This window comes from Butyricicoccus faecihominis (assembly GCF_014648015.1).
In the GTDB taxonomy this organism is placed as follows: domain Bacteria; phylum Bacillota; class Clostridia; order Oscillospirales; family Butyricicoccaceae; genus Agathobaculum; species Agathobaculum butyriciproducens.
Genome location: NZ_BMQH01000013.1, coordinates 75961 through 91683, shown reverse-complemented (window position 1 = coordinate 91683; position 15723 = coordinate 75961). Strand labels below are relative to the sequence as shown.

General features: G+C 56.3%; 15 protein-coding genes and 3 tRNA genes. 16 read left to right on the top strand and 2 right to left on the bottom strand.

The genetic code is table 11. From position 1 onward, the window contains the following. The first annotated feature begins 127 nt into the window (after window positions 1–127). From IEY11_RS12480 to prfA, 4 genes are all read left to right on the top strand, one after another. Window positions 128–772, top strand: a complete 645-nt coding sequence (locus tag IEY11_RS12480; RefSeq protein ID WP_188886715.1) for an HAD family hydrolase — start codon at window positions 128–130, stop codon at window positions 770–772. Window positions 773–931: 159 nt separating this feature from the next. Further along, the gene (abc-f, locus tag IEY11_RS12475; protein WP_188886714.1) at window positions 932–2860 is read left to right on the top strand and encodes a ribosomal protection-like ABC-F family protein; all 1929 of its coding nucleotides are present in this window, start codon (window positions 932–934) and stop codon (window positions 2858–2860) included. After that, window positions 2857–3612, top strand: coding sequence for a YdcF family protein (locus IEY11_RS12470; protein WP_188886713.1), 756 nt, complete (start codon window positions 2857–2859; stop codon window positions 3610–3612). Before abc-f ends, IEY11_RS12470 begins: the two co-directional genes overlap by 4 nt. Window positions 3613–3661: 49 nt before the next feature. Beyond that, on the top strand, window positions 3662–4726 hold the full coding sequence (prfA, locus tag IEY11_RS12465) for a peptide chain release factor 1 (protein WP_118729990.1): 1065 nt from the start codon (window positions 3662–3664) through the stop codon (window positions 4724–4726). 2 nt (window positions 4727–4728) lie between these two features. Here the strand turns inward: prfA and IEY11_RS12460 are convergent, their stop codons facing one another. Further along, complete coding sequence (locus IEY11_RS12460) at window positions 4729–5121, bottom strand: HIRAN domain-containing protein (RefSeq protein ID WP_188886712.1); 393 nt, start codon at window positions 5119–5121, stop codon at window positions 4729–4731. Window positions 5122–5232: 111 nt separating this feature from the next. On the opposite strand from IEY11_RS12460, the gene IEY11_RS12455 reads away from it, so the two are divergent. The 10 genes from IEY11_RS12455 to IEY11_RS12410 all read left to right on the top strand — a co-directional run bounded on the left by IEY11_RS12455 (window position 5233) and on the right by IEY11_RS12410 (window position 12580). Continuing rightward, window positions 5233–5670 (top strand): hypothetical protein, encoded by a 438-nt coding sequence (locus tag IEY11_RS12455; RefSeq protein WP_117492616.1) that lies wholly within the window; start codon window positions 5233–5235, stop codon window positions 5668–5670. Window positions 5671–5694: 24 nt separating this feature from the next. Further along, the gene (locus tag IEY11_RS12450; protein ID WP_118729989.1) at window positions 5695–6720 is read left to right on the top strand and encodes an L-threonylcarbamoyladenylate synthase; all 1026 of its coding nucleotides are present in this window, start codon (window positions 5695–5697) and stop codon (window positions 6718–6720) included. 1 nt (window position 6721) lies between these two features. Beyond that, on the top strand, window positions 6722–7654 hold the full coding sequence (locus IEY11_RS12445; RefSeq protein ID WP_118564557.1) for a restriction endonuclease: 933 nt from the start codon (window positions 6722–6724) through the stop codon (window positions 7652–7654). A 16-nt stretch (window positions 7655–7670) separates the two neighbouring features. Next, a complete protein-coding gene (coaE, locus tag IEY11_RS12440) occupies window positions 7671–8255 on the top strand; it encodes a dephospho-CoA kinase (protein WP_118729987.1) in 585 nt (194 codons plus the stop codon). A 26-nt stretch (window positions 8256–8281) separates the two neighbouring features. Continuing rightward, on the top strand, window positions 8282–9676 hold the full coding sequence (locus IEY11_RS12435; protein WP_118729986.1) for an aminopeptidase: 1395 nt from the start codon (window positions 8282–8284) through the stop codon (window positions 9674–9676). A 24-nt stretch (window positions 9677–9700) separates the two neighbouring features. Then, complete coding sequence (locus IEY11_RS12430) at window positions 9701–10966, top strand: dihydroorotase (RefSeq protein ID WP_118729985.1); 1266 nt, start codon at window positions 9701–9703, stop codon at window positions 10964–10966. 412 nt (window positions 10967–11378) lie between these two features. After that, window positions 11379–11454, top strand: a tRNA-Asn gene (locus IEY11_RS12425). 6 nt (window positions 11455–11460) lie between these two features. Next, window positions 11461–11536: transfer RNA gene (locus IEY11_RS12420), tRNA-Trp, on the top strand. Window positions 11537–11538: 2 nt separating this feature from the next. After that, window positions 11539–11614, top strand: a tRNA-Thr gene (locus IEY11_RS12415). Between the two features lie 63 nt (window positions 11615–11677). Beyond that, window positions 11678–12580 carry a DMT family transporter gene (locus IEY11_RS12410; RefSeq protein ID WP_188886711.1) on the top strand — a complete coding sequence of 301 codons (903 nt, stop codon included), beginning with the start codon at window positions 11678–11680 and terminating at the stop codon, window positions 12578–12580. Window positions 12581–12894: 314 nt separating this feature from the next. Here the strand turns inward: IEY11_RS12410 and IEY11_RS12405 are convergent, their stop codons facing one another. Further along, entirely contained in the window at window positions 12895–13593 is a 699-nt protein-coding gene (locus IEY11_RS12405) for a ClpP family protease (RefSeq protein WP_188886710.1), read from the bottom strand. A 650-nt stretch (window positions 13594–14243) separates the two neighbouring features. On the opposite strand from IEY11_RS12405, the gene IEY11_RS12400 reads away from it, so the two are divergent. Together IEY11_RS12400 and IEY11_RS12395 are read left to right on the top strand one after the other, a co-directional pair. After that, complete coding sequence (locus IEY11_RS12400; protein ID WP_188886709.1) at window positions 14244–14762, top strand: peptidylprolyl isomerase; 519 nt, start codon at window positions 14244–14246, stop codon at window positions 14760–14762. 19 nt (window positions 14763–14781) lie between these two features. After that, the gene (locus tag IEY11_RS12395) at window positions 14782–15516 is read left to right on the top strand and encodes a hypothetical protein (RefSeq protein WP_188886708.1); all 735 of its coding nucleotides are present in this window, start codon (window positions 14782–14784) and stop codon (window positions 15514–15516) included. Window positions 15517–15723: the final 207 nt, after the last annotated feature.

Sequence of the window (15723 nt, the reverse complement as noted above, 5' to 3'; positions counted from 1 at the left end):
ACAGTAGTTAAGCTCGTTTACGGTGACAATACTTGGCTGGCGACGGCCCGGGAAGATAACTCAACGCCTACATCTAAGCAGCAACGAAAGTTGCTGCTTTTTCTATACTACTGAGAGGAAAACGCCGATGTATCAGTATATTTTATTTGATTTAGACGGTACGCTCACTGATTCCCGCGAGGGTATCACCAAATCGGTGCAGTATGCGCTGGATAAAATGGGCATCCACGAGCCGGAGCTCAAGCCGCTGGAGCGCTTTATCGGTCCGCCACTGTACGACGAATTCCGCCGCAGCTACGGCTTCGATGACGCCGAGGCAAAGCAGGCAATCGAGTTCTACCGTGAGCGATTCGGTGTGATCGGCTGGAAGGAGAACATGCTCTACAATGGAATTCCGGAGTTGCTGAAGACCCTGACGGACGCCGGAAAGACTCTGTCTACCGCATCGTCCAAACCGGCGTTTTTCATTGATAAAATCGTCAAATACTTTGATATTGCGCAGTATTTCACCGTGGTTTCCGGTGCAACGCTGGATGGCACGATCGGCACAAAGGCACAGGTCACACAGCAGGCGCTCGACCGTTTGCAGGTGCAGGATCTGTCACAGGCTGTACTGGTCGGTGACCGCCTGCACGATGTGGAAGGTGCGAAGCAATGCGGTATTGACTGCATCGGCGTGACGTTCGGCTTTGGCGGCCGAGAGGAGCTGGAGGACGCAGGCGCGAAGCATGTAGTCGACCGCACGGAGGAACTGCTGCCGCTGCTGCTCTGAATTTCCATAAAAAGCTGTCTTTTGAGACAGCTTTTTTGCGTTTTCGGGCAGAGAAAACCGCGCAAAAATCTGCAAATTATGCAGGTTTTCTCTCCTATTATGGGGCACATTGTGCTATAATATAAACTGAATAAAAGTGCATTGAAAGGAGTTCTCTCCGTGGCAGATATTACCGTACAAAACCTGACCAAATATTATGGCGATCGCCTGATCCTGAAGGACATTTCCTTCGACATTCAGCCGGGCGAAAAGGTTGCTATTTTAGGCGCAAACGGCGCTGGAAAGACCACTTTACTCAATATTTTGACCGGTCGGCTGTCGTATGACGGCGGCCATGTTGCATTCGGACAGGGACGAACTGCTGGTGTCATCGACCAGATGCCGGACTTCCCGCCGGAATCCACCGTGGAGGACATCCTCCGGCTGGCATTCAAGGAATCCGATGAGGTCGCGGCGGCGATGGATGCGCTAACCGACAAAATGACCCGCAAGCCGGACGATGCCTCGCTGCTCAAACGCTACGCGCAGCTGGAAACCCGGCTGGAGATTCTCGGCGGCTACAACCGCGATTACGAGATCGACCGCGTGTGCAACGGCCTTGAGATCGCACAGGAGATGCGTTCGCAGCGGTTTGAGCTGCTCTCCGGCGGCGAAAAAACGCGCATCAACCTCGCGCGCATTATTCTGGAGCAGACCGATGTGCTGCTGCTGGATGAGCCGACCAACCACCTTGACATGGATGCGGTGGACTGGCTGGGCAATTACCTCGAGAATTACCGCGGTACGGTGCTCATTATCTCGCATGACCGCTGGTTCATCGACCAGTGCTGCGACCGCGTGATCGAGATTCACGACTGCACCTGCGATTTTTACAACGGCAATTACTCGTACTACGCGGTCGAGCGCGAACGCCGCCGTGAGGAACAGCTCAAGCACCACGAGCACGAGCTGGCTGAGAAAAAACGTCTGGAGGCGACCGCGCGCTCCATGCACGAGCACGGCACCGAGCATCTGGCGAAGCGTGCCGCTTCCATCGAGAAGCGCATTGCGCGCATGAAAGTCACTGACCGGCCCAAGACCGACAAGAAAATGACGGTCACGTTTGGCGACCCGAACTACGAAACCGAAGAAGTGCTCAAGGTCCGAGATATTACGAAAAGTTATGACAGCCGGGAGATATTACACAACGTATCGTTCAACATCCGCAACCGCGAGCGTGTCGCGCTGCTGGGCGCGAACGGCGCGGGCAAGACGACCATGCTCAAGATTCTGCTGGGCGAGGAAGTGCCGGACAGCGGCGTGATCCGCAAGGGTGTGGGCCTCAAACCGGCCTATCTGCCGCAGCAGGTGCATTTCGCCAACCCGCACCGCAACCTGATCGACACGCTCATCTATGACAAGAACGTGTCCATGCAGGTGGCGCGAAATCGCCTCGGTTCGTTCCAGTTTACCGGTGAAACCCAGCTGAAAACCGTGGATATGCTGTCCGGCGGTGAGAAAAGCCGCCTGCGGCTGTGTGAGCTGATGTACGATCCGCTCAATCTGCTCATCCTCGACGAGCCGACCAACCACCTTGACCTTGCCTCGCGCGAATGGATTGAGGAGGCGGTTGAGGCGTTCGACGGCACGCTGCTGTTTGTTTCGCATGACCGCTACTTCGTCGAGCGCTTTGCAACCCGCGTGCTCTACCTCGAAAACGGTTACCTGACCGACTTTATCGGCTCGTACAGTGCGTTCCTCGACTGGCGCGCCAAGGGCGGCGGCGCACTGCCGGAAGCGGCGCCCGCACCGGCGCCCAAAAAGAAAAAGGCCGCCGTCCCGACACTGGACGACGTACCCAAGCCGCCCGAAAAGCCCAAGCGCACCGGCGGCACAAAGAATCTGCAAAAGCTGCTGAACACGCTTGAGCGCGAGATTTCACAGCTGGAAACGCAGTCGTCCGACCTCGAACAGCAGATGGTGGACGCGGCATCGGATTCCGGCAAGCTGCTCGAACTGATGACCGAAAAGGAAGACTGTGACGAAAAACTCGCCGCAAAAATGGACGAATGGGAAGCCGTCGCGGCCGAACTGGAGGAACTGCAATGAAAGAAAAAAGGGTATGGATAGGGCTTGCGACGCTGTTTGCCATCATCGGCGCGCCGCAGCTGTTCTGGAAGCCGTCGCGGTTCGGCGGTATTTTCCTGTTAGCGCTTGCCATCGGCTGTATGGGGGAATGGCTGATGCTTTGCGGACGCGAAAAGCATAAGGCGTGCCGCATTTTGTCGCGCGTGGGACGCGTACTGTTTGCATTGTTCGTGCTGTCGTTTGCGGCGGTGCAGGTGTTTGTGATCGGCATAGCATTCGACGAGGATGACCCGTCAGCTGCGCCGCAGGCGGATTGCTATCTGGTGCTGGGTGCGCTCGTCAATCCGAACGGACAGCCGTCGGCGGCTCTGGCGGCACGATGCGATACGGCAATCGCGGTGCTGAACGTCAATCCGGGCAGCCAGGCCATCCTGTGCGGCGGTCAGGGCGGCGATGAGCCGTGTACCGAAGCTGCAGCCATGCGGGATTACATGATCTCGCACGGCGCAGACGCAGAACGGCTGATCCTGGAGGACAAGTCGAGCACGACCATCCAGAATATCGCCAACGCAAAAAAGCTGCTGCCCGAGGGCGCAGCTGTTGCCGTAATTACAAATGATTATCATCTTGCCCGTGCACGCCGCCTGCTGGCGCATGCCGGTCTGGGCGACGCAGGCGTTCCCGCGAAAACGCCGTATCCGGGGCAGTGGATGGCGGTAAGGTGCCGCGAATACTGCTCCATCATGGGCTTGATGTTCACCGGACGCTGGTAAACGCAATTTTGATGAATTTTCCGTGCTTCACACGATTTGGAGATAGAATATGTTTGAAAAACTGAAAGTCTTAGCGGCGCGGCTGGACGAGCTGGAAATGCGGCTTTCCGCGCCGGATTTATACGACGACCCCGACCGGGCGGCCAAGCTGCTGCGCGAGCGCAACGAGCTCGAGCCGATCGTCACCGCGTTCCGCGAATACGAGCAGGCACAGCGCACGCTCGCGGACGCGACCGAAATGCTGTCCGACCCGGACATGAAGGAGCTGGCGCAGGAGGAGCTGCAGCAGGCGAAAAGCGACATTGCCCGTATGGAGGACGAACTGAAAATCCTGCTGCTGCCCAAGGACCCGAACGACGAGAAGAATATCTACGTTGAGATTCGCGGCGGTGCAGGCGGCGAGGAAAGCGCGCTGTTTGCCGCTGACCTCTACCGCATGTATACGATGTACGCCGACAAGCGCGGCTGGCAGACCGAGGTCATGAACAAATCCGAGACCGAACTCGGCGGCTATAAGGAAATCGTGTTCCGCGTGGCAGGCGACAAGGTGTACTCGCGGCTCAAGTTCGAGAGCGGCGTACACCGCGTGCAGCGTGTGCCCGAGACCGAAAGTCAGGGCCGCGTTCACACCTCGACAACCACCGTGGCTGTCCTTCCCGAAGCGGAAGAACTCGACTTCTACATCGACCCGAAGGATTTACGCATCGACACGTTCCGCGCATCCGGTGCGGGCGGTCAGCACATCAATAAGACCTCATCGGCTATCCGTGTCACCCATATTCCGACAAATACGGTCGTAGAGTGCCAGGATGAGCGCAGCCAGCACAAAAACAAGGACAAGGCGCTGTCCGTTCTGCGTTCGCGGCTGTACGAGGCCGAGGTGGAAAAGCAGCGTGCGGCCATCGCCGCCGACCGAAAAAGCCAGGTCGGCACCGGCGACCGTTCGGAGCGCATCCGCACCTACAATTTCCCGGAGAATCGCGTGTCCGATCACCGCATCAAGCTGACCATCTACAAGCTGGATCAGTTCCTGAACGGCGATATGGACGAGATTTTAGACGCACTCATCGCGGCTGACACAGCGGAAAAGCTGAAAGAGCAGAGCGAAATGTAGCCTTAGAACTGGATTTCGTCATCCTCATTGTCCCAATCGTCCCACTTGTCCTCGGTCTGGCTCTCCAACTCAGCATTCAGATCGGACATATCGCCGAACTCTACGCGGCATATAATTTTCGTGCAGGTGGTGAACAGCACGCGGACGTAAAACCGCTTGGGCACGCGCTCGTAAATGCGCGATGCGCTTTCCGTGCCGCCGGCCTTGGTCTGCGGGCTGTTGGCAATGTAGCCGACCTTGCCGATGTACGGCAGAAACGCGCGGATGGCATCACTGTCATACGGGTTGCTCGGCTCCTTGATGCATCGGATAAGATTGCCGATCTTGAACGGTTCGAGGCCGTAATAGTGATTAAAGCCTGTTATCGTGACGAAAATGTTCTTGTTCTTTGCCATGCGAAGCACTCCTTTCTTTTATAATTGGAGTATAGCATGGTGAATGTACGATAAACCTCTCTTTGGTGGGAAACAAGGGTCACAGACCCTTATAATAAAAGGAGGATTTTCATGTTAAGAAGTGGTGTAATTTTACTTGTTCTGGGCATCGCCGTATTTCTTGCGGCGAGTGTGCAGCTGTTTCGCGGCGGGACGAAGAAAGTCCACTGGTGTATTTCGTGCGTGCTGGCAATCCTGCTCGTGGGGAGCGGGATTTGGAACGCAAACCGTTATTTTGACCTCGGTATCGGCGTGCCAAAGACGTTTTCTGCGGAAAACTGGGCGAAAACCGCACCGAGCCAGCGGCATTTCATGGTCAGCGACCTGCAGGACAGCATCGAACTTGTCGGCATGAGCGCAGACGAGGTGCGTGAGCTGCTCGGCACGCCGGACTATACAGACACCGATACCTGCCTTTCGTACCTCATTGCACAGCCGTTTGATGAGGTAACGCTCGACCTGACGCTGGAAAACGGCATCGTCACCAAAGTGGAAGAAAAAGACCATTGATATCATAAATGGAAGTGTAAACTGATGAAAACAACTCTTTTGACACCGGAAACCGACGAAAACGCGGTAAAAACCGCCGCAGAACTGATTCGAGCGGGCGAGGTCGTCGGCATGCCGACCGAAACCGTATACGGCCTTGCGGCGAATGCGCTGAACGGCGAGGCGGTAAAGAAAATTTTCCTTGCGAAAGGCCGTCCGCAGGATAACCCGCTGATCGTCCACATCGCGGATTTCGAGCAGATTTACGACCTGTGTCCGGCGGTTCCGCCGCAGGCAAAGCAGCTTGCCGAGGCGTTCTGGCCGGGTCCGCTGACCATGATCGTGCCCAAGGGCGACTGCATTCCGGACGAGGTTTCGTGCGGACTGGACACCGTGGGCATCCGCCTGCCGTCGCACCCGATGGCGCGTGCGCTGATTCGGGAGAGCGGCGTACCGCTGGCGGCTCCGTCCGCGAATACGTCCGGCAGACCGTCCACGACCACGGCGGCGCACGTCATGCATGATATGGACGGCAAGATTGCGGCTGTATTGGACGGCGGCGCGTGCGGCGTCGGCGTGGAGAGCACGGTAATCACACTCGCGCTCGAGCGTCCGCGTCTGCTGCGTCCGGGCGGCATCACGCTCGAACAGCTGCGCTCGGTGCTCGGCGAGGTGGATGTTGACCGCGCGCTGTACGAGAAGATCGGGGATGACGTGAAGGTGTCGGCGCCCGGCATGAAATACCGGCATTATGCGCCGAAAGCGCCCGTAACGGTCGTGCGCGGCGATCCGCAGGACACGGCAAAGTACATTGCAGCGCATATCGGGGACTCCACCGGCGTACTGTGCTTTGATGAGTACAAGAATATGTTCCCGAACTGCATCGTGGAGTGCTTCGGCTCGAGGGACGATCTCGGTGCACAGGCGCGCGAGGTATTCGACCGCCTGCGGGCGTTCGATGATACCAGCGTAACGCAGATTTGGGCGCAGTGCCCCTCAGATGAAGGTCTCGGTCTTGCAGTGGCGAACCGTATCAAGAAAGCGGCGGGGTTTTCGGTGGTGGAGGTTTAACATGGCTATTCCGAAATATGATGAAATGTATGCGGATTTTTTGCGTGTATTAGCAGATAATCGAATACATAGCCTATCTGATATACAGGATGCGATTGCTAAAAAACGTCATCTGACAGAGGATGAATTGGCGGAGAGGGCACCTAACAAACCGGGAACTGTGTTCAGCAATAGAGTAGCTTGGACAAAGGCATATCTGATGAAAGCAGAGTTGATTTGTTCTGCGAAGCGTGGTTATTGCCGAATCACAACAGATGGGCAAAAACTCCTTTCCAAACGCTTGAAAAAGATAGATAATACGGTTTTAAGCCGCTATAAAGGATTTACAGAATATCTGAATTCTGAAAAAGTTCAAGATGAAAATGTTGAATTACGTTGTGAAAGTCCCCAAAGCGACGTACAACCTTTGATAGATGAAGCACCGGATGAACTGATTACAAAAGCAGTTGATACACTAAACAAATCGCTGGCTGATGAATTGCTTCAAGAGATTATGGAACAAACGCCGGCATTTTTTGAATGGTTGGTGCCATACTTGTTGGGTAAAATGGGATATGGCGTTTCAGAACGAGATCTCAGCAAAATAAGCCATCAATCGCGTGATGGTGGCATAGATGGCGTGATTCGGCAAGATAAATTGGGCTTTAGTAAAATCTATATTCAAGCGAAAAGATGGGACCCGCAAGTGGTAGTAGGCCGCCCGGAACTGCAAAAATTTTATGGTGCCTTACCGAGCGGGACTGCACACGGATTGTTTATCACAACAGCACGGTTTTCGGATGATGCGAAAAAATATGCTGAAAATAGAGGAAACATTGTTTTGGTGGATGGGATACGCTTGGTCAATCTGATGATTGAACATAATGTTGGCGTTTCGGTTGAGACACAATATGTGATAAAAAAGATAGATTCGGACTTCTTTAAGGGAGAATAATCAGGAAGTGAAACTAATGAAAATCATCGGCTTGACCGGCGGCAGCGGCACCGGCAAAGGCACGGTTGCCGCGCGTATGCGCGCTCTCGGGGCAGGCTGGGTGGACGCGGATGCCGTCTACCGCACGCTCTGCGCGGAGAACCGCGAAATGCTGTCCGCGCTCGATACCGCCTTCGGCGGCGTAACCGACGCGAACGGCGTACTTGACCGTCCGAAACTCGCGAAAATCGTGTTTTCCGACCTTGCAAAGCTGCAGCAGCTCAACGAAATCACCACACCGTATATTCGCACGGCTTCGCTCGAGGCCATCCGCGCGCAGAGCGCGTGTCCAATCGTGCTGTACGATGCGCCGACCCTGTTTGAAGCCGGTGCGGATGACTTCTGCGACAAAATCATCGCTGTGCTCGCGCCGCACGACACGCGCGTTGCCCGTATCATCGAGCGGGACGGTCTGTCCGATGAAGCCGCACGCGCCCGCATCGATGCGCAGCCGAACGACGCGTTTTACCGCGAAAAATGCGATTTTATCATCGAAAACAACGGCGATCTCGATGCACTCTATCGGGACACCGATGCTTTATACAGTCAACTCATTAAGTGATTCGGATTAAAAAAGGAGAATGCAACATGACTTCCGAACAGCTTTTTTACGACAAAAAGACCGGCTTTGACCGTCTGACCGACGAGGACAAGCAGGGCATTCAGACCTACGCCGAGGGTTACAAAAAATTCCTCGACGAGAGCAAAACCGAGCGTGACGCTGTGCTGGAAATCGCCCGCATGGCTGAGAGCAAGGGCTTCCGTGCCTGGACGCGTGACGACACGCTTCGTCCGGGCGACAAGATCTACCGCATCAACCGCCACAAGGGCATCATGCTGGCTGTTATTGGTGAAAAGAGCCTCGCCGAGGGTGTGCGCCTGACCGCCGCGCACCTCGATGCACCGCGCGTTGACATCCGCACCGTGCCGCTGTACGAGGACAACGGCATGGCGTTCTTCAAGACCCACTACTACGGCGGCATCAAGAAGTACCAGTGGACGGCCATTCCGCTCGAGCTGCGCGGCGTTGTCTGCGTGTGCGAGAACGGCGAGGTCAAGCGCGTGCAGGTGCGCGTAGGCGACAAGCCGACCGACCCGAAGTTCGTTATCACCGACCTGCTCCCGCACCTTGCAACCGAGCAGATGACCCGCAAGGCGACTGAGGTCATCAAGGGCGAGGGTCTGAACATCCTCATCGGCTCGGTTCCGAGCGAAACCGTGGACGAAAAGTGCAGCGAGAAGATCAAACTCGCCATCATGGAGCACCTCAACCGCGAGTACGGCATGACCGAAGCGGATTTCCTGTCTGCAGAGCTGTGCTGCGTTCCGGCGTTTGACGCCTGCGACATCGGCTTTGACCGCTCGTTTGTCGGCGCGTACGGCCACGACGACCGCGTTTGCTCCTACCCGGCGGCAACCTCTCTGTTCGACCTGACCGAGACTCCGGCACATACCGGCGTCTGCCTGCTGGTGGACAAGGAGGAGATCGGCTCGGACGGCGTAACCGGCATGCAGTCCCGCGCGTTCGACACCTTTATGGCCGACCTCTGCCGCGCCCAGGACGTGCTGCTCGACGAGTGCTTTGAGAACTCGGTCTGCCTGTCTGCCGACGTTTGCAACGCCTTTGACCCCAACTATCCGGAGGTCTCCGAGAAGCGCAACGATGCGCGCGCAAACTGCGGCTTCGCGCTCGTCAAGTACACGGGCGCACGCGGCAAGTCCGGCACCTCGGATGCAACCGCTGAGCTGATGGCGCGCATCCGCTGCATCTTTGACAAGGCGGGCGTTATCTGGCAGACCGGTCAGCTTGGCAAGGTTGATCAGGGCGGCGGCGGCACGGTTGCCATGTACCTCGCAAACCGCAACATTGACACCGTAGACGCAGGCGTTCCGGTGCTCTCCATGCACGCACCGTTCGAGTGCATTGCCAAGCTGGATCTGTATATGGCATACAAGGGCTTTGGTGCGTTCTACCGCGATTAAACGAGATAAAACGGAGGTTTTACCATGCTGTTGATTCAAAACGGACGGGTTCTCGACCCGTATACGCAGATGGATGCGCTGTGTGATGTGCTGATCGGTGACGACGGCGTTATCGCGCAGGTGGCAGAGCACATCGACGCGCCCGCGGGCTGCACGGTGTATGACGCGAGCGGGCTGACGGTATCTCCCGGCTTTGTGGACGGCCATGTGCACTTCCGCGATCCGGGTCAGACCCAGAAAGAGGACGTGCTGACCGGTGCAGCGGCGGCAGCCGCGGGCGGCTATGCCACGGTAATCTGCATGGCGAACACCGTGCCGACCTGTGACACACCCGAGATCATCCGCTACGTTACCGACAAGGCGAAGGACTGTCCGGTGCAGGTTTTGCAGGCAGGCTCGGTCACCAAGGGCCTGAAAGGGCAGGAGCTGACCGACTTTGACGCACTGCTCGAAGCGGGCGCGCCGTGCCTGACCGATGACGGCATCAATCTGACGAGTGCGGCGCTGTGCCGCACCGCCATGGCGGAAGCCGCCAAGCGCGGCACGCTGCTCTCCTTCCACGAGGAGGAGCCGTCGCTCGTGCCGTCCCCGGGTGTGAACTACGGCTCGGCGGCCGCCAAGCATTTCGGCGTACCGGGCGCAATGGCGAGCGCGGAATCTGCAATGATCGGCCGTGACATTGCGCTGGCGCTCGATACCGGCGCACGGGTGCTGTTCCAGCACGTTTCGTCCGCGCAGTCTGTCGCGCTCATTCGGGCGGGCAAGGCGATGGGCGCGAAGATTTACGCCGAGGTCACGCCGCATCATCTGTCGCTGACCGAGGATGATGTGCCGGCACACGGCACTTATGCGCGCATGAATCCGCCGCTCCGCAAGGAGGCTGACCGTCAGGCGCTGATTGCGGCTCTGGCGGACGGCACCATCGACATGGTGGCAACCGACCATGCGCCGCACACCGCGGAGGAGAAGGCCCGCGAGTTCGCAAAGGCGCCGTCCGGCATCACCGGCCTGGAAACCGCATTCTCGGTGTGCAATACTTACCTCGTTCAGACCGGCAAGCTCACGCCGATGCAGCTTGTTGACCGCATGAGCAAGGCTCCTGCCGAGATTTACGGTCTGACCGACCGTGCTGTGCAGGCAGGCAATTTCGCCCGTCTGGTGCTGCTGGACTGGGATACCGAGAAGGTATACGAAACGTATAAATCCAAGGGAATCAACACGCCGTATACCGGTAAAAAACTCACCGGTTCGCCGAAGGCGATCGTTACCGGCACGAAAGTTACCGAATAAAGCCTGAAAAGGGACCCGAGAGGGTCCCTCGAGGCTGTCAAAAAACTATCGTTTTTCGAACAGCCTTTCGCTCGAAACCACGCTTTCGAGCGAATACTGAAGAAAAACCGCGCCCTGCGGGCACATTTTTTCTTCCCTTGTATAAATTCCGAGATACATGCTCCCGGAATTTATGAATTTGCTTCGCAAATTCTATTTTATGCGTGCTACCGCACGAAACGTAAAAATTAAAATAATACTTTTTTGACAGACTGAAGGGACCCGAGAGGGTCCCTCTTTGACATTCTGCGCGGAAGCAAAAAACTTGCGAAAAAATTTTGCAAAACCTATTGACAAATAAGCTGTATCCGCGCTATAATATACAAGCTGATTGCGATAAACCATCCAAACAGCGTGTGCCAGCATTTTATATTCCTCAATAGCTCAGTTGGTAGAGCATGCGGCTGTTAACCGCAGGGTCGTTGGTTCGAGTCCAACTTGAGGAGCCACTTTATAGGGGTATAGCTCAGCTGGTAGAGCATCGGTCTCCAAAACCGAGTGCCGTGGGTTCGATCCCTACTGCCCCTGCCAATGCTGCTATAGCTCAGTCGGTAGAGTGCATCCTTGGTAAGGATGAGGTCACCAGTTCAAATCTGGTTAGCAGCTCCATGAAGAACCGCTTTTAGGCGGTTCTTTTTTTATGAAATTTTTCAAATAAGGGAGAAAACAGGTATGAAGCTGCGAAACTCTTTGCTCCTGCTGTTGACGGCCACCATCTGGGGTGTGGCGTTCGTGGCGCAGAGCGTCGGCATGCAGTATGTCGGCCCGTTCACCTTTGTGTTCGCGCGCAACGTCATCGGCGGACTGGTCCTGCTGCCGGTCATCGCGGTGTTGGGCAAAAGCGGCGGCCCGCATCCGAAGCAAGCGCCCGAGGAGCACCGCAAAGCCCGCAAAACGCTCGTTATCGGCGGTATGTGCTGCGGCACGGCGCTGTGCGCGGGCAGCATCACCCAGCAGTTCGCGCTGCTGTATACGCCAGTCGGCAAGGCCGGATTCCTCACCGCGTGCTACATCCTGATCGTGCCGCTGCTCGGCCTGCTGTTCGGCCGCAGATGCGGTGTGAAGCATTGGTGCGGCGTTGCGCTGGCAATGGCCGGGCTGTACTTCCTGTGCATGACGGGCGGCAGCTTCGGCTTCGCGATGGGCGACCTCATCGGTCTGTCGTGTGCGCTGCTGTTCTCCATCCATATCACAGTCATCGACCATTTTTCACCGATGGTGGACGGCGTGAAGATGTCCTGCATCCAGTTTTTCTTCTGTGCGATCTTATCGGGCATCGGTATGCTGATCTTCGAGCAGCCGAGCTTCGCGAACATCCTTGCCGCGTGGAAGCCGATTCTGTACGCAGGCGCGATGTCGTCCGGCGTGGGCTATACCCTGCAGATTGTCGGTCAAAAGGGCATGAACCCGGCGGTAGCATCGCTTATCATGAGTCTGGAGTCGGTTATCTCGGTTATCGCAGGCTGGCTTATTCTCGGTCAGGCGCTGTCCGGCCGAGAGATTTTCGGCTGTGTGCTGATGTTTGGCGCTATCGTGCTGGCACAGCTGCCGGAACGGAAAAAACAGAGCGTATAATGCAAAAGACAGACGGAGAGACGGTTATTTACCGTCTCTGAGGCTGTCGAAAAACTAACGTTTTCCGAGCAGCCTCTCGCTCGAAACCACGCTTTCGAGCGAAACCGAAGAAAAACCGCGCCCTGACGGGCACATTTTTTCTTCCCTTGTATAAATTCCGAGATACACAAGGTGAATTGCCGCATAGCGGCAAGAGAGGGTGGCCTGGGCCATGCTCCCGGAATTTATGAATTTGCTTCGCAAATTCTATTTTATGCGTGCTGCCGCACGAAACGCAAAACGCCAATCTGACTTTTTGACAGACTGAGAGACGGTTATTTACCGTCTCTTTTTTGCATTTTCTGCTCGCCAATCATCGTATAGAGCGCTTCCAGCGCATCCGAAAGCGTGCCGACCTCATCAATCAGTCCGAGTGCGGCGGCCTGATTGCCGGAGATCACAGTGCCGACATCGGCGGTCAGCTGACCGGTTTCGCGCATAAGCTGCTGCAGACGCTCGGCGGTGATATGTGAGTGCGAAGTGATGAAATCCACGATGCGCTCCTGAATTTTCGCCAGATACTCGAACGCCTGCGGCACAGCAATGATCGTGCCGTTCATCCGCACCGGATGAATGGTCATGGCGGCGGAAACGGCGATAAAGCTCTTTTTGGCGGCAACGGCCAGCGGTACGCCGATCGAATGCCCGCCGCCGAGCACGAGTGACACGGTCGGCTTTTTCATGCCCGCAATCAGCTCAGCGATGGCAAGTCCGGCTTCCACATCGCCGCCTACCGTGTTGAGCAGCACGAGCAGACCGTCGATTTCGTCGGCCTGCTCCACTGCCGCAATCTGCGGGATGAGGTGCTCGTACTTGGTGGTTTTGTTCTGTGCGGGCAGTTCCATGTGGCCCTCGATCTGGCCGACAATGGTGATGCAGTGTATCGTTCCGCGCGCTGTTTTTGCCGTAATCGAGCCGGTTTCCGCGATGGCATTCTGCTCCGGCGCGGCAATGGACGGGGTTTCTTCGGACATAGATGATCCCTCCTGAAGTGGTGAATTTGCCCTGATCACAAGTTTTCCACAAGGTGCGGTGGATTATGCAGCGGAGGTTTTTCCACAGCCGATATTACAATGCGTAGTCGAAAAACCGAGATATACGGCGGCTTGCGAGGGTGTATACAAAAAGTTATCCACTTTATGCACAAGGTTATCCCCAGATACCCTGTGGAAAGTCCTGTGGATAAAGTGGATTACCAGTTTTTGTGACAGGTTTTTACAGCGGTATCCTGCGGAGCGGTCGCCGCTCTCTGATTTGCGCCAGACTATCTAACAAGGAAAAGATGGGCGTTCAAAAAGGAAGGGCATTCATCTAATCCGCGCACGGCGCGGAAACAAGGTTTAGCAGCCTACGGGCAAACCGCAGGTGTCCCTTCCTTTTTGTCCCCGCCGCGGACATGGCAATTCCCTGCTGAATTTCAGCGAAAAACACCATGCCTGGACAGGGTGAACCGCCTGCACGGTTCAAGTGCCCCGGTTGCTCAGCGCAAAATAATGGACAGCTGCCGCTGTTCGACAAACACCACTTGCCGTTCTACTCCAAATTTGTTACAATAGAAATACATATATGTACAGCTCGGCTGTGCATATGCTGCAAAATGACCAAAATTATGGAGTTGATATCAATGAGCAATCCTATCGTTACGATTGAAATGGAAAATGGCGGCGTAATCCGCGCAGAGCTGTACCCGAAAGTTGCACCGAACACGGTTCGCAACTTTGTTTCTCTGGTGCAGAAGGGCTTTTATGACGGCACGATCTTCCATCGTGTCATCCCGGGCTTTATGATTCAGGGCGGTGACCCGGAAGGCACCGGCATGGGCGGCCCGGGTTATGAGATCCGCGGCGAGTTTACCGCAAACGGCTTCCAGAATGACCTGAACCACACCCGCGGTGTTCTGTCTATGGCGCGTACCGCTGCACCGGACTCCGCAGGCAGCCAGTTCTTTATTATGACCGAGGACGCACCGCATCTGGACGGTCAGTATGCTTCCTTCGGCATGGTTATCGACGGCATGGACATTGTTGACGCCATCGTCAACACCAAGCGCGACTGGCACGACCGTCCGCGCGAGGAGCAGAAGATGAAGTCCGTTACCGTGGATACGCAGGGCGTAGAGTACGAGGCTCCGGAGACCCTGTAACAGAGGGAGAGGATCGGTATTGTACTATACCAATAAGGAGACTTTTGTCCTGTCTGCGGACGGCTGTATGGATACCGAACGCGGCGGACTGGAATCCATTCTGGCCGGCAACGACGAGGGCGCAAAAGGCTGCTGTTTTTCGGTTGCCATGTCATCGGACGGTATTGCTGTGCTTTCGTCGGACGGCTGTGTTGCCGCGCCCGACGGCACGAGGCTGCCCGTCCGCGATTACAGCTACGCGGAGCTGCATCAGGCGGCGCCGCAGCTGACGCCGGTTAGTCAGGCGATCGAGCTGGCACGCACCTGTCAGGGCAAGATTGCCATCACCGTGCACGATCAGACCATGCTGCGGCAGCTGCGTATGACGCTGCGGTATGCGGATTGTCTGGATGACACGATCATCATCGGTCTGGGGCTGGTGGAAGCGGCTCGTGTTGCGTCTGCCAACCCGGATTTACATATCATGGGTGAGCTGCCCAATCTGCCGAGCGAGGTTGACGCGCTGGTCAATGCCGCGCAGACAACCGGCCTGTTCGGTCTGCGGGCCGAGCCGAAGGATTTGTCCGAGCGGCTGGTTTCGGCGTGCCGACAGGCGGGGCTGTTCACCATGAGCCGGTGCACGGACGATCCCAATACGCTTGCGGAACTCATCCGCAAAGGCGTAAACTTTATCGAAACACGCCGGCCGGACATCACGGCGGCGCTGCTGCCTGCCGGTGAGGCTGAACCGCGCGGTATTCCGCTGAGATACTGATGAAATCCCGTAAAAGGACGCACATAGTGCGTCCTTTTAAAGTTAATTCGCGCGATAGCGCACATCAAATAGAATTTGCTGTGCAAATTCTAAAAATCCGGGGATATGTGCCACGCAGCGCGGTCGAGAAACCGCGCAAGGATAGCGTTCGGATTTTTGACTTATAGAGCGAGAAAATTTCGGCCGACAAGAGGAACGGTCTACGGT